This is a genomic window from Myceligenerans halotolerans (genome assembly GCF_054782975.1).
Genome location: NZ_BAAGRL010000004.1, coordinates 339,926 through 357,405 on the forward strand (window position 1 = coordinate 339,926; position 17,480 = coordinate 357,405).

Here is a 17,480-nt window from a genome sequence, read left to right on the forward strand (position 1 = left end):
ACGACATGGTGTCACGCCCGGAAGTACTGAACATGAAGTGCGTCTTGCCGGAACCCTGCACGTTTGTAGGTGGCCAGTGCCGGAGCGTTGTCACCCTCGACGTACAGGACGGCCCGGTCGACGCCCGCGCGGGCCAGGTGCGCCAGGCCGATGTCGGTCATCAGTCTGCCCAGGCCCTCTCCCTGCGCCTCGGGCGCGACGCCGATGGCGTAGATCTCGCCGTCGCGCGACCCCGGCCGGCCGGCCTCGATCTTGGTCCAGATGAAGGCGACCGGGGCGACGCCGGGACCGGGCTCCGGCGAGGACCCGGCCCGTGGCGCCTCACCGCCGTCGTCGGAGGCGGGGAACAGCAGGAAGAACCCCTTCGGGTCGAACCAGGGCTTCTCCTGGCGGGCGCTCAGATCCTCGGACGTGAGGCGGCCCTGCTCGGGGTGCGAGGCGAAGGCGCGGGCGTTGAGGCGGAGCCAGGCGTCGTCGTCGGCTCCGGGACGGAACGTGCGAAGCACGTAGCCGTCGGGAACGACCACGTCCTCCGGGCCGGGTACGGGCGGGTCCTGGTCGAGCGGGCGGGCGAGGAACCGCAGCTCGCGCACGGGGCCGTAGCCGAGGGCGGCCGCGAGTTCCTTGGCGGGCGGCAGGTCGCCGTGTGCCCAGACGCGGAGCTGCTGGCCCCCGGGCTCGCCGGACCGCAGGGGGAACGTGACGTCCAGCTCCGCCGCGTGCAGCAGGCGCCGCGCGACTCCCTGGCGGCGATGCCGGGGATGGACGACGACCTCGGCCGAAGCGACCGCGCCGGAGCGGTCAACCTGCAGGTAGCCCGCCACCTGGCCGCCATCCGGCCCCGGGGTGCCGCCGTCGTCCTCGCGGGCGACGACATGCGTGAGCCACGCCTCGTCCCGCGAGAGATTCAGCAACGGCTGCTCGGAGAGGGGCACGACGCCGTCCGCTCCGGCCGCCGCCGCCGCGATGTTCCGCACGTCATGCCGCGTCTCGGAACTGAGCGGTCCGATCTCGATAGTGAGAGACACGCTCCCATCATCCCTGATGCCCACCGACAAATCCGCCGAGGTGGTCACTCCGCAGCGCGGAGCGACCACCTCGGCGGGTCGTCGCAGCTCTTCCGGGAGGAGGGAGTGCTATCGGTCTACTGGCGCGTCCAGAGCTGGTTCGCCGCGCCCGTGCACGTCCAGAGCAGGACCGCGGTGTTGTTGGCGGTGACGTTCCCCTCGACGTCCAGGCACAGCCCGGACCGCACGCCGCGGATCGTGCCGTCGCCCTGGAACGTCCACTGCTGGTTGTCGCCGCCGTGGCAGTCCCAGAGCTGTACCAGGGTGCCCGCAGTGGCGTCCGGCGGGGCGTCGAGGCACTTGCCCAGCGAGCGCAGCGTGCCGTCCGTCGCCGCGGTCCACGTCTGGTTCGGCGCCGAGTGGCAGTCCCAGATCACCAGGCCGGTGCCGTTCGCCGTGGCGCTCTCGGGCACGTCGAGGCAGCGGCCCGACGAGGAGCTGACCAGCGTCGAGTCGGTCGGCGGCTCCGAGGTGTCGCCGGGGGTCACCTTGTACAGCGCGACGCCGTGCGCGGGGACCTGTGCGGCGAGCTGCCCGGTGGTCGTGCCCGTGGCGCCCGTCCACAGCTCGCGGTACGAGTGTGTGCCGGAGCCGAGCCCGACCTCGCCGAGCGTGGTCGAGATCTGCCGGCTGCCGGAGCCGCGGTTGAGCAGGGCGACGGCCACCGAGCCGTCCGCGAGCGGCTTGGCCCAGACCTCGGCGTCACCGTCGTCACGCACCCGGTCCGCCTGACGCACCAGCGGATCCTGGTCGATCGCGAGGACGTCGCGGTTGGTGAGGACCGCCCGCACGTCGGCGCTCATGTTCCGCAGGTCGTTGCCGGCGATGAGCGGAGCGCTGAGCATCGCCCACATGCTCTGGTGCGCGCGGTTCTCCGTGGGCGACAGCGAGTTCCGCACGCCGACCATGAGCATGTCGGGGTCGTTGTACCGCCCGGGCTGGGTCCACTCGCGCATCGGCTCGATGATGTCGAGGGCCTCCGTGATCCCGACGAAGCAGTCGGACGACGGCGAGCAGCCCGTCGACCAGGCGTCGTCCAGGTCCTCGGAGGTGCGCCACATGTCCGCGAACTCACCCCAGCCGGGGTAGGTCGGGGCGGAGTTCCAGTGGGCGCTGTTCGGGTTGATCGAGTAGACGATGGGGCGGCCGGTGGCCTTGAGTGCGTCGCCGAACTTCTTGAACAGCGCGGCCTGCTCCTCCGCGGTGCCGCGCGGGTCGCACCAGTCGTGCTTGACGTAGTCGACCCCCCACGAGGCGAACAGGTTCGCGTCCTGGGTCTCGTACCCGTACGACGACGTCCCCGGGAGGTTCGCGAAGTACTGGTTGCAGGTCTTCTCCCGCGGCGCGTGGTAGATCCCGAACTTCAGGCCCCTGTCGTGAATGTAGTCGCCCAGCGCCTTCATCCCCGACGGGAACCGGTCCGTCCTGGCGCGCAGGTTCCCGTTCGCGTCCCGGGTGTTCTCCATCCAGCAGTCGTCGACGACGACGTACTCGTACCCGGCGTCGGCCATGCCCGAGCTCACCATGGCGTCCGCGGTCTCCCGCACCATCTGTTCGTTGATGTTGCAGTAGAACGTGTTCCAGCTGTTCCAGCCGAGAGGCGGCAGCGGTGCCGGCTCCTCGACGGTGGGCTCGGCCGCGGCCGCAACGGAGGCCGCGGGCAGGACGTCGGTCGGGACGGCACCAGCGGCCGGTCCGACGGCGAGAGCAGATGTGGTCAGTACGGTCGCAGCCAGCAGCGAAAGCTGACGGCGACCTTGCAGGTTTTTCATGAGCACTCCTGGTGTCGATGCCTGAGGTGGGATTGCGCGCGGCCGGCGGGCCCGGCTGTGCCGGGCCCGCCGGCCGTGGCCCGCCGTGCGTCAGTTCTGCAGGGTGAGCAGGCCCGGGCGGTACGGGAGGGAGTTGTAGTCGCCGCCGGAGTTCGGGTCACGGCCCTGGTACAGCAACTGCAGGTTGCATGCGTCGACCGTCATCGTCTGGTCGGCGCTCGTACGCAGCAGTTCACCGTGGGAGATGTCGTTCGTCCAGGTTGCGCCGCTGTTCGCCCGGCCCGCGAACGGGTTGGACTCGGAGGCAGCCTGCGGGGTCCACTGCCCGTCCAGTCGGTCAGCCGTGAAGGACCGGAAAAACCGGCCGTTCGCGCCCATCGCCTCGACGATCATCAGGTACTTCTGCCGGCCCTCGAGCTTGTACACCTGGACGGCCTCGAACAGGTTGGCCTGGGTGTCCTGCATGATGATCTCGTACTGCGTGCCGAAGCTGCTCGGGAAGTTCCCGATCGGCATGCTGGACCGGTAGATCCGACCGTTGTCCCCGGCGAAGAACAAGTACATGTTCTGGTCGTCACCGATGACGGCCTGGTCGATCGGGCCGGTGCCCGAATCGGAGATGCTGCCCTCGAACAGCGGCTGCGGGCTCGACCAGCCGTTCGGGTTGGCCGGGTCGTTCGACGTACGGTAGAGGAACGGCCACTGTCCCCACTGGTACGCCAGCACCCACGTGTTGCGCGGCGCGAAGTAGAACAGCGACGGCGCCACCGTTCCGGAGTTCATCCGGTTCTGCGACACCGAGCCCATCTGCGACCAGTCCGAGAACAGGCCGAAGTTCATCGAACCGTAGTTCTGCCCGTCGAAGATCGTCGCGTACACGAGGTGTTGCCCGTTGTACGGCGCCGTCGTGAAGTCCTTGAGGTTGCGCCAGCCGTTGGCCGGCTGTGCGAGCGGCCCGGTCGAGCTCCACCGGTACGACGACGGCAGGTCGCACGTCCCGCCCGGCGGGTCCGTGGGCGTCCCACCGTCGACCTTGATGAGCTGCCACTGCTGGTTGGAGCCGTTCCAGTCGGAGTACTGGACGACGTTGGCGCCGTCGGCGCCTGAGGCGCCCTGGACCTCGACGGCCTTGCCGCTGTGGCGGGCGATGAGCTGGATGTAGCCGTCGATGTCCTGGATGCTGAACTGCTGGTTGGCGGAGTTGTTGTCGGTCCACTGGATGGCGTCGGCGCCGTCGGTGGTGGAACGTCCTTCGATGTCCAGAACCTTGCCGGACAGGCGGGACTTGAGGCGGTAGTAGCCGTCGCCGGAGTCGACGAACTGCCACTGCTGCTGGTCGCCGTTGTTGCGCGACCACTGGACGATCGTGGCGCCGTTGCTGGTGTCGAGGTTGTACACGTCCAGCGCCTTGCCGCTGTTGCGGTTGACCAGCACGTACCACGCCGTCGTATCGATGGTTGCCGCGGCCGCCCGCGGTGCTGTCGCCACGACTCCTGCGACGGCTACCAAGCAGGTCACCAATGTGGCCACCAGAGTGGCCATCAGTCCCGGTCGCAGCCGGGTGGCTGGTGTCGAGTTCACTTTTCGTTCCTTTCGAGGGTCATGGGTGAGTGGCCGGAGGCCCGGCCGTGATTCGCCGTGTCCGGACGCTTCGGTGCGAACGGAGCCGGCCGGTGCCGGTGGTGTTCCAGTTGCCGTCCATCGTCAGGCCGTTGGTCATCGAGACCCTGGTGACGCCGTTGTCGCGCCTGACGCCGATCCACGCCGAGGAGTCCCGCAGCATCGCCGGCCCCGCCCGGTCGCCGTCGCGCATCGTGCTGTAGTCGAGCTCGATCGTCGCGGTGGACGACGGGCCCTGGATGCGGTGGGTGAGCGTGCGGAGACGTCCAGGACCTTGCCGGACAGGCGTGACTTGAGCCGGTAATAGCCGTCGCCGGAGTCGACGAACTGCCGCTGCTGGTTGTCGCCGTCGTGGCGGGACCACTGGGTGATGCGTGCACCGTCGTGGGTGGCGAGGTCGTACACGTCCAGGGCCTTGCCGCTGTTGCGGTTGACCAGCACGTACCGGGCCGTCGGATCCGCGGCCGAAGCCGAAGCCGAGGCCGAGGCCGCGGGCGCAGTCGCCGGCGACAGGGCCACGCCGACGAGCGCGACGGCGGCAGACGCGACGGCGCGACGGCGGATCCGAACTGCACTTCGGGAAGGCATCGTTGACTCCCTCTCATCGATGGACGGGCGCTTGCGCAGGGCGCCAGACACGAGATCCGGGGAGTCGGTCCGGGCGCGAAGCCGCGTCAGGCCCGATCCGGGAGACCGTGTGAGCGCTAACATCGATGACGATGCTGGCAGGCGCCTTCCCTGAGTGCAACGGTCCGACCAGGAGTTTAACGATTAACTTCCTGGCGCTCCGGGCAGGCCGGCGCTCGGACGGCAAGAGGCGGGCGGGACACCCGGCCCCAGCCGGACGTCCCGCCCTCCCGCTCGACGAACGACACCTACAGTCAGTCCTCCTGGGCGGCCGGGGCCTTCAGGCCGGCCGCGATCTTGTCCATGACCGACGAGTCGGCCAGCGTCGTCGCGTCGCCGACGGCGCGGTCCTCCGCGATGTCGCGGAGCAGGCGGCGCATGATCTTGCCCGAGCGGGTCTTGGGGAGCTCCGGGACCACGAGGATGCGCTTCGGCTTCGCGATCGGGCCGATCTCCTTCGCCACGTGGTTGCGCAGTTCGGTCTGCACCCCGGCGGCGCCGTCGTCCGTCGCCGCCCGGTCGGCGTACTCGCCGCGCAGGATGACGAACGCGACGACGGCCTGACCCGTGGTCTCGTCCGCGGCGCCGACGACCGCGGCCTCCGCCACGATGTCGTTCGACACCAGGGCGGACTCGATCTCCGTCGTCGACAGGCGGTGGCCGGACACGTTCATGACGTCGTCCACGCGGCCGAGCAGCCAGATGTCGCCGTCGTCGTCCTTCTTCGCGCCGTCGCCCGCGAAGTAGAGGCCCTCGTAGCGGGACCAGTAGGTCTCCTTGTACCGCTCGAGGTCGCCCCAGATGCCGCGGAGCATCGACGGCCACGGCTCGGACAACACGAGGTAGCCGCCGGCGCCGTCGGGCACCGTGTTGGCCTCGTCGTCGACGACGTCCGCCGCGATGCCGGGCAGCGGCACCTGCGCCGAGCCGGGCTTGGTCGCGGTGACACCAGGCAGCGGGCTGATCATGATGGCGCCCGTCTCGGTCTGCCACCAGGTGTCGACGATCGGGGTCGAGCCGCCGCCGATGTGCTCGCGGTACCACATCCACGCCTCGGGGTTGATGGGCTCGCCCACCGAACCGAGCAGGCGCAGCGAGGACAGGTCGAACCCCGCGGGGATGTCGTCGCCCCACTTCATGCAGGCACGGATCGCCGTCGGCGCCGTGTAGAAGATCGACACCTGGTGCTTCTGGACGATCTCCCACCAGCGCCCGCGGTGCGGGGTGTCCGGCGTGCCCTCGTACAGGACCTGGGTGGCGCCGTTGGTGAGCGGGCCGTAGACGATGTAGGAGTGGCCCGTGACCCAGCCGATGTCGGCCGTGCACCAGAACACGTCGGTCTCGGGCTTGAGGTCGAAGACGTTCTTGTGGGTGTAGGCGGTCTGCGTGAGGTAGCCGCCCGTGGTGTGCAGGATGCCCTTCGGCTTCCCCGTCGTGCCGGACGTGTACAGGATGAACAGCGGGTGCTCCGCCTCGACCCACACGGGCTCGTGCTGGTCGGAGGCGCTCTCGACGACGTCGTGCCACCAGGCGTCCCGGCCCTCGGTCCAGTCGACGTCCTGCTCGGTGCGCCGGACGACGAGCACCTTCTCGACGGTGGTCGCCGGCTCGCCGTCCTTCGGGGACAAGGCCGCGTCGACCGCGGGCTTGAGCGCGGACGGGGCGCCCTTGCGGTAGCCGCCGTCGGCGGTGATGACGAGCTTGGCCTCGGCATCGGCGATGCGGCTGCGCAGGGCGTCGGCGGAGAAGCCGCCGAACACGACGGAGTGCGGCGCACCGATGCGCGCGCACGCCAGCATCGCGACGACCGACTCGATGAGCATCGGCATGTAGACGACGACGCGATCGCCCGTCCGCACGCCCAGCTCCGTGAGAGCGTTGGCGGCCTTGCTGACCTCGCGTTGCAGGTCGGCGTAGGTGATGGTGCGCGTGTCGCCCGGTTCGCCCTCGAAGTGGAAGGCGACGCGGTCCCCGTGGCCGGCCTCGACGTGCCGGTCGACGGCGTTGTAGGCGGCGTTCAGGGTGCCGTCCGCGAACCACCGGGCGACGGGGGCGCCGGACCAGTCCAGGGTCTCCGTGAACGGGGTCTTCCACGTGAGCAGGGTGTTCGCCTGCTCGGCCCAGAAAGCCAGGCGATCGGCCCGCGCCGCTTCGTGGAGATCGGCCGTGGCGTTCGCCTGCGCCGCGAACTCCTCGCTCGGCGGGAAGGCACGGGTCTCGTGCAGCAGGTTCTCGAGGCTCGGGCTGGGGCCGCCTCCCGACTGGGGCGTTGGGCTTGCGGGCTGGATGTCTGTCACGGTCGGGACCTCCGGTGCGCGTCGTTGCGGGCGTACTCGAGTCGTGAGGGGCTCAAGAGGTCGCGCGACCTCCTATTTGTTCAGACTCCTGACAGGAGTCTAGTCCCACAGGGTGATAGGTATCACGTACCGGGCGCCTCGTGTGAGGCGTGCTTCGCATTCGGGAGCCGGGAGGCCGCGAGCGGTCAGAATCGGGGGCCGAACGGTGGGCTGGGTGTGTGGTGCGCTTGATGCGCGAGGCGTCCGGCCGTATCGATTCGGCCGGATGGTCGGGCGCGTCGCGAGCGGTTCGCGATCCCGGCCCTGCGACGGGCCCGACCAGCACGGTGGCGAGTTCTCGTCCCCCACGAGCACGACATCTGGGAGGTTCCTCAGGCCGGATGTCGCTCTCGCCACGGGGACGGGGGGTGATCAAGCGCCTCGTGCTCCGCCGAACCGTTGGCACGGCCGGCGTGTCCTGGATGCGGACTTCCGACGCGTGGGTTCCCACCGCCCCCTGTGGTGGTGCTGTGTGGTCTATGACACACCGTTAGGGGAGTGTGCGCAAGCGGGACTCGCAATCTTCATCATTGAATTTTCTCGCCAACCGGCAGTAACAGCTGAAAATGCTTTGCCGTCGGGTGGAGTGTCAGACAGCACTCGTACTCTCACCCCATGCCCCGCACGCATCGGCTCTCCGTCACCCAGGCACGGCGTATCGCGCTCCGCGCCCAGCTGCTCGACGCCCGGCGGCCGGTCGATCTGGTGCACACGGTCGAGGATCTGACGTTCCTGGCGGTGGACCCGACGCCGGCGATCGCGCCGGCGACCGACCTGATCGCGTGGTCGCGGCTCGGGAGCAGCTACTGGCCGGGCGCCGTCGACGACGCCATCGCGGACGGCATGCTCTTCCAGCTGCGCGGCACCGTGCGCTCGATGGGGGACCTGCCGCTCTACCTGGAGCAGATGAAGCGGTGGCCGCAGCACGACGGCCTGCGCGGCTGGCTGGCGGAGAACGCGACCTTCGAGCGGGACATCCTGCGCCTCCTGGAGGCCGAGGGGCCGATGCTCGCCAAGGACATCCCGGACACCGCGGTGACGCCGTACCGCTGGGGCGCCGAGGGCTGGAGCAGTCGCCGCAGCGTGGCCGAGATGCTGGAGGCGCTGAACATGCAGGGCAAGCTGGCCATGGTCGGGCGCAAGGGCCGTCAGCGGCTCTGGGACCTGGCCGAACGCGCATACCCCCGGGTCGATCCCGTGCCGTTGGACGACGCCCGGCGGGAACGGATCGGCCGGCGGCTCGCCGCCGAGGGCATCGCGCGGCCACGGGTGCAGAGCAGATCGGGCGACGGCGGCGGCTGGTGGACGGACCTGCCGGGCGAGCCCGTCGAGGTCGAGGGGGTCGACGGCGAGTGGCGGGTGGACCCGGAGCTCCTGGAGCGCGCCGACGACGACTTCGAGCCCCGCACAGCCCTGCTCTCCCCGTTCGACGCGCTCATCGCCGACCGCAAACGCCTGCTCGACCTCTTCGACTACGAGTACGTCCTGGAGATGTACAAGCCGAAGGCGCAGCGGCGCTGGGGCTACTTCGCCCTGCCGATCCTGCACGGTGACCGGTTCGTCGGGAAGCTCGACGCCAAGGCGGACCGCAAGGCCGGCGTGCTGAACGTGTTCGAGGTGCACGAGGACCTGCCGTTCGACGGCCACCTCATGGACGCCGTGCACGCCGAGGTGGAGCGCCTCGCCTCGTGGCTGAGCCTCGGCGAGGTGCGCTACGCCCGGGGCGACGAGTAGAGCGGGGCGCCGCTCAGCGCTTCGCCTGCTCCGCCATCTCGTGCATGTACGGCGCCACCACCTCCGGCGACACCTTCGCGTCGACGACGAGCGTCCCGCGCGCGCCGTGGCGGATCCACTGCACCACCCAGTCCAGGTCGGCAGGCCGTGTCACGGTCACGGCCTGCGCGCCGAACCCGCGGGCGATCGCGGCGAAGTCCATCTCGCCCACGCGCATCACGTCCTGGTCCAGGCCCTGTGCTCCGTACTGGTGCACCTCCGCGCCGTAGACGGCGTCGTTCACGACGATCACGAGGGTCGACCTCCTGAGCCGCACCACCGTCTCCAGGTCGGCGATACCCATGACGCCGCCGCCGTCGCCCGTGATGATGACGGTCAGCGCGTCGGGCCGCGCCACGAGCGCCCCCGGCGCCGACGGGAAGCCGAGCCCGATCGACTGGAAGGCGGTCCCGACCAGCACCGTCGCGTCGGGCCGGGGGACCGACAGGTAGCTGGGCGCCCAGCCGATGAAGTGACCCCCGTCGGACACGAGCTGCCGGTTCTTCGGCAGCATCCGCTCCAGGTAGGTGAACAGGGAACGCGGATCCATGCGACCGTCCCGCGCGACACCCTCGCCGGTGTCGCGGACGGTGTGCAGGTCGCGTTCGCCGGCCTCGTGGGCGACTCCGCACCACGGCTCGGGCGGCGTCTCACCGGCCTCGAGCGCGCCCAGCAGCGCGATGACCGTCCGGCCGACGTCGGCCCGCAGGTGCAGGCCGACGCTCGCGTGCGTCGGCCGGGCGGCGACGTCGACCTGCACCACCTTCGCCCCGGGAGCGAAGGCGGTCCCGAACGCCGTCTGGAAGTTGTTGAGGCCGGCGCCGAGCACGAGCACGACGTCGGCCTGCCGGATCAGATCGGCGGCAGGCGGGGAGGCGAAGCCCCCGCACACGCCGATGTCGTACCGGCGTCCGGCGAACAGGCCACGCGCGGGGGCGGACGTCGCCGTGATCGCCCCGATCCGGTCGGCCAGCAGCCGCACCTCGGCCGCCGCGCCCACCGCGCCGCGCCCGGCGAGGACCAGGGGACGCTTGGCGTCCCCGACCAGCGCGGCGACGGCCTCGATCTGTTCCTCGCGTGGTTCCGGGAGTTCGGGCTGCGGTTCCAGCCGCGGAACGACGTCGTCCCGCGCCTCGGCGTTGGCCTGGTCGTAGGGGATGCCGAGCACGACGGGCCGACGGCGGACGAGGGACTCCTGGATGGCCGCGACGGTCTGCTTCCCGGGTGCGGCGGGGTTCACGTGCCGCACCAGGGCACCGGTCGCCCGCGCGATCGAGGCCTGGTCGACGTCGATGTCGCGCGGCCCGCCCGCGGGGGCGTCACCGGTCACCAGGAGCATCGGGGTCCGGGCGAGTGCGGCCTCGGCGAGCGGGGTCACCGCGTTGGTGAAGCCGGGCCCGTAGGTGGTGGTCGCGACTGCGAGACGGCCGGTGATCCGGTGGTAGGCGTCCGCGGACGCGACGGTGGCCGCCTCGTGGCGCACCGGGGTGACGCACGCATCGGTGCGGCTCAGGGCATCCAGGAGATGGGCGTTCCCGTTGCCCATCAGGGCGAAGACGTCGTCGGCGCAGGCCGCGACAGCGTGGGCGACAGCTTCGGAGACTGTGGTCATGAACGTCGTCGTTCCTCTCGCTCCGTGGGCCGGACGGGGTCGCCGCCGGCACCGGGACATGACTTGCACTGCTCACGCCCGGGGGGTTCGCCCCCGGGCCGCGAGGTACTCGTTCATCGTGCGCAACTTGTGGTCCCGGACCGCCCGCTCGACGTCGTCCAGCGGGGCGCCCGAGGTGACGAGTGCAAGGATCCGGTCGTGCTCCTGGACGGAGACCGCGGGCCTGCCGGGCATGGCCGCGAAGCTGGAGCGTCGCACCAGCGACATGTGCAGCCACTCGCGCCGCAGCAGTCCGAGCAGGTGCTCGTTGGGGCAGGCCCCGCAGAGCACCCGGTGGAACTGTTCGTTCAGCGCCGTGAAGCGCACCGGGTCGAAGCCGTTGCCCAGCAGGTCCCGCATGTCCTCGTTGAGCGACCGGGCACGCTCCAGCCGTTCGCCGTCCAGATGGGGTGCGGCCAGTCCGGTGGCGGCACCTTCGAGCCACGCCAGGGTCTGCATGGCGTCCGCGTACTGCCCGACGTCGACCCCGCGCACCTCCGCACCCACGTTCCGGGTGAACGTGACGAGGCCCTCCGCCTCCAGGCGGCGCACCGCCTCGCGCACCGGCACAGGGCTGACGTCGAGCTCGCGCGCTATCTGGTCCAGTACCAGCCGGTAGCCGCTGGTGTACTGGCCCTCCAGGATGCGCTCGCGCAGCGTGCGGTAGACGCGCTCGGACTTGGAGACGCTCGGGGCCTCGGTCACGACCGGTTCCTCCTTCGCAACCATCGTGTTTGATCTCATATATGATCCCACGCCGAGGATCGCGCCACGACAGCCGGGCTGTCAAGAGGCGTGTTGGGAGAGACGGTTCACCCGGCGGGCTTCGTCCACTCGAGGGTGTAGCGGAAGAAGAGCCGCTGCCGGAACCGCGCTCCCGGAAGTATCCCCGCGGCGGTGGCTGCGACTGGAGCGCTTCCGCGACCGCGTCGATGCCTCCGCCGAAGGTTCTCATCGTCGGCGTCGTGTGGCAGGATGAGTTCCTGAACGATCGGTCACTAATTCCCGGTCGGAGACCTGGACGACGTCGTCGGGGGGTGCACATGGCCCAGAGGGCTCGCGAGCAGATCGGCCCGCTCCGTGTCGAGCGTGCGGCCGATCGCGTCGTCGCCACGCTGGACCGGCCGGGCGCCCGGAACGCCGTCGACCTCGCGACGATCGAGGCGCTGCACGCGCTGTGCGCCGAACTCGAGGTCGAGCCGCGGACGCTGATCCTCACCGGCGCGAACGCCGACTTCGCCGCCGGTGCCGACGTCGGCGAACTCCTCGATCGCGACGCCGACGATGCCCGCGCGGGGATCAACACCCACGCCTTCGACCGGATCGCGGCGCTCCCCATGCCCGTGATCGCCGCGATCGACGGCTACGCCCTCGGCGGTGGTGCCGAGCTGGCCTACGCGGCCGATCTCCGCATCGGCACGCCCCGGATGCGGATCGGCAGCCTCGAACCGACCCTCGGCATCATGCCCGCCGCGGGAGCCACCTGGCGGCTGCCGGCCATGATCGGCACCACACGCGCGCACGAGATGCTGCTCACCGCACGCGTGCTGACCGGCGGCGAGGCCCTGGCCTGGGGTGTCGTCACCGCGCTGCACGATCCCGACGACCTGCTCCCGGCGGCCCACGATCTCGCCGACAGGATCGCCCGGCTGGCCCCCGAGGCCGTCCGGCACACCAAAACCGCTCTGCGGGCCCGCCCCGACCAGCACCCCCGGCTGGAGCTGGACCTTCAGGCAGAGCTGTTCGAGAGCGACCAGAAGCGCCGGCGCATGTCGGCGTTCCTGGACCGGAAGCGCCGCGACCCGGCGCCGACGACGGGTGAGGCGCGGAGCGGGGGCCGGGAAACCCGGCCCACGCCCGACGCGGTACCCGAGCAAGCGGCGACACCCCTGCCCGCAGTGACGAAGGAGAAGTGATGACGAACCCCGTGCCCGTGCTGCCGTCGTACGTCCGGGACGGCTGGTGGACCCCGGCCGGCGCGAGCGCGCCCGGCGGCACCGCCACGGACGCTCCCGACCCCACCCGGGCCGTCGTCGTCCACGATGCCTCGACCGGCGAGCCCGTCACCCGCGTCTCCGCGGACGGTCTCGACCTCGCGGCCGTGCTGGACCACGCGCGCGACGTCGGGCAGAAGGCGCTCGGCGACCTCACGATCCACGAACGCGCCGTCCTGCTCAAGCGGATGGCGCTCGAGCTCACCGCGCACAAGGACGCGCTCTACGAGGTCTCCGCGCGCACGGGCGCGACCGCGCGGGACTCGGCGTTCGACATCGACGGCGGCATCGGCGTGCTCTTCACCTACTCGTCCAAGGGGCGCCGCGAGCTGCCCAACGCCAACCTGATCCTGGACGGCCCGCCTGAGCTCCTCTCGAAGGACGGCTCGTTCCTCGGGCGTCACGTGTACACACGGCTGTCGGGCGTGGCGGTGCAGGTCAACGCATTCAACTTCCCCGTGTGGGGGCCACTGGAGAAGTTCGCGCCCGCGTTCCTGGCCGGCGTGCCCACGGTGATCAAGCCCGCGACGCCCACCGCCTACCTCACCGAGGCGTGGGTGCGCGTCCTGGTCGACGCCGGCCTGCTGCCCGACGGCTCGCTGCAGCTCGTCTCGGGCAGCGCGCGGGACCTGCTGGGACACCTGAGGCTCGGCGACTCCGTCGCCTTCACCGGCAGCGCCGACACCGCGCGCCGCCTGCGCGGCTCGATCGCCGAGGGGGTGCGGTTCAACGCGGAGGCGGACTCCATCAACGCGAGCGTGCTCGGGCCCGACGGTGTTGCGGGGTCCGCCGAGTTCGACGCGTTCGTGCGGCAGCTCGTCACCGAGATGACGGTGAAGGCCGGGCAGAAGTGCACGGCGATCCGCCGCGCGATCGTGCCGGAGTCGCTCGTGGACGACGTCGTGGCGGCGGTGGGCGCACGGCTCGAGCAGAAGGTCGTCATCGGCGACCCGCGCGCCGCGGGCGTCACCATGGGCCCGCTCGCGTCGCTGGGACAACGGGAGGAACTGCACCGGCAGGTGGAGAAGCTGATCGGGGCGGGCGGCCGGGTCGCCGTCGGGCCCGCGGACTTCACGGCGCCGCCCGAGGTGGTGCGGGCCGACGGGACCGTGGGGGAGGCGCCGGACGGCGCGTTCGTCGCGCCGCTCCTGCTGCGTTTCGAGGACGCCGAGGCGGCCGCGCTGCACGACGTCGAGGCGTTCGGCCCGGTCGCCAGCGTGGTGGGCTACCGGGACGTCGATCACGCCGCGGAACTCGTCGTGCGGGGCGGGGGCTCGCTGGTGACGTCGGTGGCGACGAGTGACCCGGCCGCGGCCGCCACGCTGTTCGGGCGCCTCTGCGCGGCCAACGGCCGCGTGCTGTTCCTCGACCGGGACGACGCGCGGACCTCGACCGGGCACGGCTCGCCCGTGCCGCACCTGGTCCACGGGGGTCCGGGGCGTGCGGGCGGCGGCGAGGAGCTCGGCGGGGTGCGCGCGGTGCACCACTACATGCAGCGCACCGCGATCCAGGGGTCGCCGCGGATGCTCACCGAGCTCACCGGGGTGTGGCACACGGGGGCGCCGGCGCGGAGTGCGGGCGTGTCCGGGACGGGCGCGGGCGCGGATGAGGCCCGTGGCGGCGAGCGCGTGTCCGAGACCGGCCCGGCCACGCCCGCCGCCCCACCCCACGATGTCCTTGCTTCGCGGCGGAACATCGCGGGGGCCCCGGGGCTCGTGCACCCCTTCCGGAAGTCCCTCGCGGAGCTGCGGATCGGCGATCAGGTGGTCGCAGGACCGCGCGAGGTGACGCTGGCGGACATCGAGCACTTCGCGGAGTTCACGGGCGACACGTTCTACGCGCACATGGACGAGGCCGCCGCCGCGGCCAACCCGTTCTTCCCGGGACGGGTGGCGCACGGGTACCTGCTGGTGTCGTTCGCGGCGGGGCTGTTCGTCGATCCCGACCCCGGACCGGTGCTGGCGAACTACGGGCTCGAGCACCTGCGGTTCCTCACGCCGGTGTCGCCGGGGGACGCGGTCACCGTCACGCTGACGGCCAAGCAGATCATCCCGCGCGAGACGGACGACTACGGCGAGGTCCACTGGGACGCCGTGCTGCGCAACCAGGACGACGAGACCGTGGCGACCTACGACGTGCTGACGCTGGTCGCGAAGGAGTGGCCGCGGGCGTAGCCGTCGGGCCTCGGGGGCGCTCGGGGGTCAGGGGGCCCGGAGTCCGGTCAGGGCCAGGGCGACGACGTCGTCGGCCAGGCTGTCCGCCGACTCGCGGCCACCGGGCCGGTACCACTCGACGATCGAGTTGATCATGCCGAAGATCAGGCGTTCCGCGACGCGCGGGTCGAGGTCGGTGCGCAGGTCGCCCGACTGCTGCGCGGCCTCGATCAGGGTCGTGACCTGCTTGTCGAAGGCGCGGCGGCGAGCCAGCGCGGCGCGCTCCGTGTGGGTGTTGCCGCGGACGCGCAGCAGGAGAGTGACGTACGGGAGACGGTCCACGAGGACGTGGACGGCCTCGCGAAGCACGAGTTCGAGCTGACGGATCTCCCCGCCGGAGGGCGCGGCGGCCGGGAGGGCCGCCTCCAGCGCATCCAGGGCCTCGTCAAGGGCGGCGGCGAGAATCTGTTCCTTGGAGGAGAAGTGGTGGTAGATCGCCGACTTGGACAGGCCCAGCCGGTCGGCGAGCGTCGCGATGGACGTGGCGTCGTAGCCGCGTTCGATGAAGGTCTCGACGGCGACGTCGAGCAGTCCTTGCCGGTCGTAGCCAGGACGGCCCCGGCGGGGAGGTGCGGCCGGGACGGTCTGTTCGGTCATACCGGCCACTATATTGACCGAACGATCGGTTGGTAATGTTGCCGACGCAGGTCCGCCCCGGCGAGGAGGTCGATGATGATCCGAATGTCCCTGGACGACGGCGTCGCGGAGGTGGCGCTCGACGCCCCCGGCCGGCTCAACGCCCTCGACGAGTCCGGACTCGACGAGCTCGCCGACGCGCTCGCCCGTGCCGAGGCCGAAGGCGCGCGGGCGCTGCTGCTCCGTGGTGAGGGCAAGGCGTTCTGCGCGGGCCGGGACATCGCGGACATGGACCCCGCAACCGACGACGTGCTCGGTTTCCTCGCGGGGCGGGTGGAGCCCGTGCTGCGCCGGCTCGCGCGCTTCCCGGCGCCGACGTTCGCCGTCGGGCACGGTGCCTGCCTGGGTGTGGGGCTCGGTCTGCTCATCGCGGCCGACGTCGTCTACCTGGCCGACGACGCGAAGGTGGGCTCGCCGTTCGGCCGGCTCGGCGCGGTGCTGGACTCGGGCGGCCACGCCCTCTTCGTGGAGCGGCTGGGCGCGCATCGTGCCCTGGACCTGATCTACACGGGCGACCTGCTCAGCGGCGCGGAGGCCGTGCGGGCAGGGCTGTTCTCGCGGAGCTTCCCCGCCGACGAGGTGCTGAGCGCGACGCGTGCGGCCGCGCGGCGGGCGGCGTCGGGTCCGACACGGGCGTTCACCGTGAGCAAGGAGATCGTCGCGGAGATCCGGGACGCGCGGCTCGGGCTGTGGTCGGCGATGGACCGCGAGAACCAAGGCCAGGCGGCGCTGCGGGACACCGCCGACTACGTCGAGGGGTTCGCGGCGTTCCGGGAGAAGCGGAAGCCGGAGTTCCGCGGGGAGTAGGGGTAGATCGTCGTGGTGCGGGTGCGGGTGCGGGTGCGGGTGCGGTCGGTCGGATGTCGGGTGGTCGGCTGGATGTCAGATGATCGGTCGCCCGGGCAGCCGATCATCCGACATCCAGCCGACCACGTCGACCACGTCGGCGGCGCCGGAGGTGGCGGACGACGAAGAACGCCGCCACGGCGATCGCGATCCCTCCGACGACGGCCGCGACCGGGACCGGCTCGACCCGCGGCTTGAGCGCGATCGGCTTGGTGAAGTGCAGGTTCCCCCAGCCGGACTCGGCGGCGAGGCGGCGCAGGGTGCGGTCCGGGTTCACGACGAATGAGTGCCCCACGGCGCCGAGCATCGGGGCGTCCGTGATCGAGTCGGAGTAGGCGAAGCTCCCGGCCAGGTCGTAGCCCTCCCGGGCCGCGAGGCCGCGGATGCCGGCGGCCTTGTTCTCGCCGTAGTTGTAGAAGTCGATCTCGCCGGTGTAGTGGTCGTCGACCACCTCCATGCGGGTGGCGAGGACGCGATCGGCGCCGAGGACGGCCGCGATCGGCTCGACCAGCTCGGCGCCCGAGGCGGAGACGATGACGACGTCCTGCCCCAGGGCGTGGTGGTCCTCGATGAGTTCCACCGCTTCCGCGTAGACGTACGGGTCGATGTGCTCGTGGACGGTCTCGGCGACGATCTCGCGCACCTTGCGCACGTCCCAGCCCTTCACGAGCGAGCTGAGGTGGGCACGCATCCGCTCGGTCTGGTCCTCGTCCGCGTTCCCGACGAGGAACAGGAAGTGCGCGTACGCGCTGCGCAGCACGTCGGCACGGCTGATGAGTCCGCCGGCGATGAACGGCTTCGAGAACGCCTGGGACGAACTCGTCGCGATGATCGTCTTGTCCAGGTCGAAGAAGGCCGCGGTGCGGCCTGTCGCGGCGGTGCGGCCCGGCCGGGCGGGGAGGGGTACCTCGTCGGTCACCTTTCGAGCCTAGCGGGCCTGTCCGA

13 protein-coding genes and 1 pseudogene are annotated in these 17,480 nt (G+C 71.2%); 5 read left to right on the forward strand and 9 right to left on the reverse strand.

All coding sequences use genetic code 11. The features are described from left to right. Positions 1 to 11: 11 nt before the first annotated feature. The 3 genes from mshD to ACYVK5_RS02430 all read right to left on the reverse strand — a co-directional run bounded on the left by mshD (position 12) and on the right by ACYVK5_RS02430 (position 4,327). Positions 12 to 1,028, reverse strand: a complete 1,017-nt coding sequence (gene mshD / locus ACYVK5_RS02420; RefSeq protein WP_460701684.1) for a mycothiol synthase — start codon at positions 1,026 to 1,028, stop codon at positions 12 to 14. Between the two features lie 116 nt (positions 1,029 to 1,144). After that, positions 1,145 to 2,839: a glycoside hydrolase family 27 protein gene (locus ACYVK5_RS02425; RefSeq protein WP_460701685.1), complete on the reverse strand. Its 1,695-nt coding sequence runs from the start codon at positions 2,837 to 2,839 to the stop codon at positions 1,145 to 1,147. A gap of 90 nt (positions 2,840 to 2,929) precedes the next feature. Continuing rightward, entirely contained in the window at positions 2,930 to 4,327 is a 1,398-nt protein-coding gene (locus tag ACYVK5_RS02430) for a non-reducing end alpha-L-arabinofuranosidase family hydrolase (RefSeq protein WP_460701686.1), read from the reverse strand. A 185-nt stretch (positions 4,328 to 4,512) separates the two neighbouring features. Between ACYVK5_RS02430 and ACYVK5_RS02435 the strand changes: the two genes are divergently transcribed. Further along, on the forward strand, positions 4,513 to 4,662 hold the full coding sequence (locus tag ACYVK5_RS02435; protein WP_460701734.1) for a hypothetical protein: 150 nt from the start codon (positions 4,513 to 4,515) through the stop codon (positions 4,660 to 4,662). A gap of 103 nt (positions 4,663 to 4,765) precedes the next feature. Here ACYVK5_RS02435 and ACYVK5_RS02440 read toward each other — a convergent pair. Together ACYVK5_RS02440 and acs are read right to left on the reverse strand one after the other, a co-directional pair. Next, positions 4,766 to 5,170: pseudogene (locus ACYVK5_RS02440) on the reverse strand (RICIN domain-containing protein); the annotation flags it as partial. A gap of 170 nt (positions 5,171 to 5,340) precedes the next feature. Then, positions 5,341 to 7,374, reverse strand: a complete 2,034-nt coding sequence (acs, locus tag ACYVK5_RS02445) for an acetate--CoA ligase (RefSeq protein ID WP_460701732.1) — start codon at positions 7,372 to 7,374, stop codon at positions 5,341 to 5,343. 663 nt (positions 7,375 to 8,037) lie between these two features. Between acs and ACYVK5_RS02450 the strand changes: the two genes are divergently transcribed. After that, on the forward strand, positions 8,038 to 9,156 hold the full coding sequence (locus ACYVK5_RS02450) for a DNA glycosylase AlkZ-like family protein (protein ID WP_460701687.1): 1,119 nt from the start codon (positions 8,038 to 8,040) through the stop codon (positions 9,154 to 9,156). 13 nt (positions 9,157 to 9,169) lie between these two features. Here the strand turns inward: ACYVK5_RS02450 and ACYVK5_RS02455 are convergent, their stop codons facing one another. Then, complete coding sequence (locus ACYVK5_RS02455; RefSeq protein ID WP_460701688.1) at positions 9,170 to 10,807, reverse strand: thiamine pyrophosphate-binding protein; 1,638 nt, start codon at positions 10,805 to 10,807, stop codon at positions 9,170 to 9,172. 72 nt (positions 10,808 to 10,879) lie between these two features. Next, entirely contained in the window at positions 10,880 to 11,551 is a 672-nt protein-coding gene (locus ACYVK5_RS02460) for a GntR family transcriptional regulator (protein WP_460701689.1), read from the reverse strand. Positions 11,552 to 11,889: 338 nt separating this feature from the next. Here ACYVK5_RS02460 and ACYVK5_RS02465 point away from each other — a divergent pair, with 338 nt between their 5' ends. Together ACYVK5_RS02465 and paaZ are read left to right on the forward strand one after the other, a co-directional pair. Then, the gene (locus tag ACYVK5_RS02465) at positions 11,890 to 12,762 is read left to right on the forward strand and encodes an enoyl-CoA hydratase/isomerase family protein (protein WP_460701690.1); all 873 of its coding nucleotides are present in this window, start codon (positions 11,890 to 11,892) and stop codon (positions 12,760 to 12,762) included. Beyond that, entirely contained in the window at positions 12,762 to 15,014 is a 2,253-nt protein-coding gene (paaZ, locus tag ACYVK5_RS02470; protein WP_460701691.1) for a phenylacetic acid degradation bifunctional protein PaaZ, read from the forward strand. The genes ACYVK5_RS02465 and paaZ overlap by 1 nt, the downstream gene beginning before the upstream one ends. A 27-nt stretch (positions 15,015 to 15,041) precedes the next feature. Here the strand turns inward: paaZ and ACYVK5_RS02475 are convergent, their stop codons facing one another. Then, positions 15,042 to 15,650, reverse strand: a complete 609-nt coding sequence (locus tag ACYVK5_RS02475; RefSeq protein ID WP_460701692.1) for a TetR family transcriptional regulator — start codon at positions 15,648 to 15,650, stop codon at positions 15,042 to 15,044. A 75-nt stretch (positions 15,651 to 15,725) separates the two neighbouring features. On the opposite strand from ACYVK5_RS02475, the gene ACYVK5_RS02480 reads away from it, so the two are divergent. After that, positions 15,726 to 16,496 carry an enoyl-CoA hydratase/isomerase family protein gene (locus tag ACYVK5_RS02480; protein WP_460701693.1) on the forward strand — a complete coding sequence of 257 codons (771 nt, stop codon included), beginning with the start codon at positions 15,726 to 15,728 and terminating at the stop codon, positions 16,494 to 16,496. Between the two features lie 103 nt (positions 16,497 to 16,599). Here ACYVK5_RS02480 and ACYVK5_RS02485 read toward each other — a convergent pair whose 3' ends face one another. Further along, entirely contained in the window at positions 16,600 to 17,454 is an 855-nt protein-coding gene (locus ACYVK5_RS02485; protein WP_460701694.1) for an HAD family hydrolase, read from the reverse strand. Positions 17,455 to 17,480: the final 26 nt, after the last annotated feature.

Bases quoted from the DNA above. Each gene is read 5' to 3' on its own strand.
- ACYVK5_RS02425 (WP_460701685.1), bottom strand. From the start codon at position 2,839: ATGAAAAACCTGCAAGGTCGCCGTCAGCTTTCGCTGCTGGCTGCGACC.
- ACYVK5_RS02450 (WP_460701687.1), top strand. From the start codon at position 8,038: ATGCCCCGCACGCATCGGCTCTCCGTCACCCAGGCACGGCGTATCGCG.
- ACYVK5_RS02455 (WP_460701688.1), bottom strand. From the start codon at position 10,807: ATGACCACAGTCTCCGAAGCTGTCGCCCACGCTGTCGCGGCCTGCGCC.
- ACYVK5_RS02465 (WP_460701690.1), top strand. From the start codon at position 11,890: ATGGCCCAGAGGGCTCGCGAGCAGATCGGCCCGCTCCGTGTCGAGCGT.
- paaZ (WP_460701691.1), top strand. From the start codon at position 12,762: ATGACGAACCCCGTGCCCGTGCTGCCGTCGTACGTCCGGGACGGCTGG.
- ACYVK5_RS02475 (WP_460701692.1), bottom strand. From the start codon at position 15,650: ATGACCGAACAGACCGTCCCGGCCGCACCTCCCCGCCGGGGCCGTCCT.
- ACYVK5_RS02480 (WP_460701693.1), top strand. From the start codon at position 15,726: ATGATCCGAATGTCCCTGGACGACGGCGTCGCGGAGGTGGCGCTCGAC.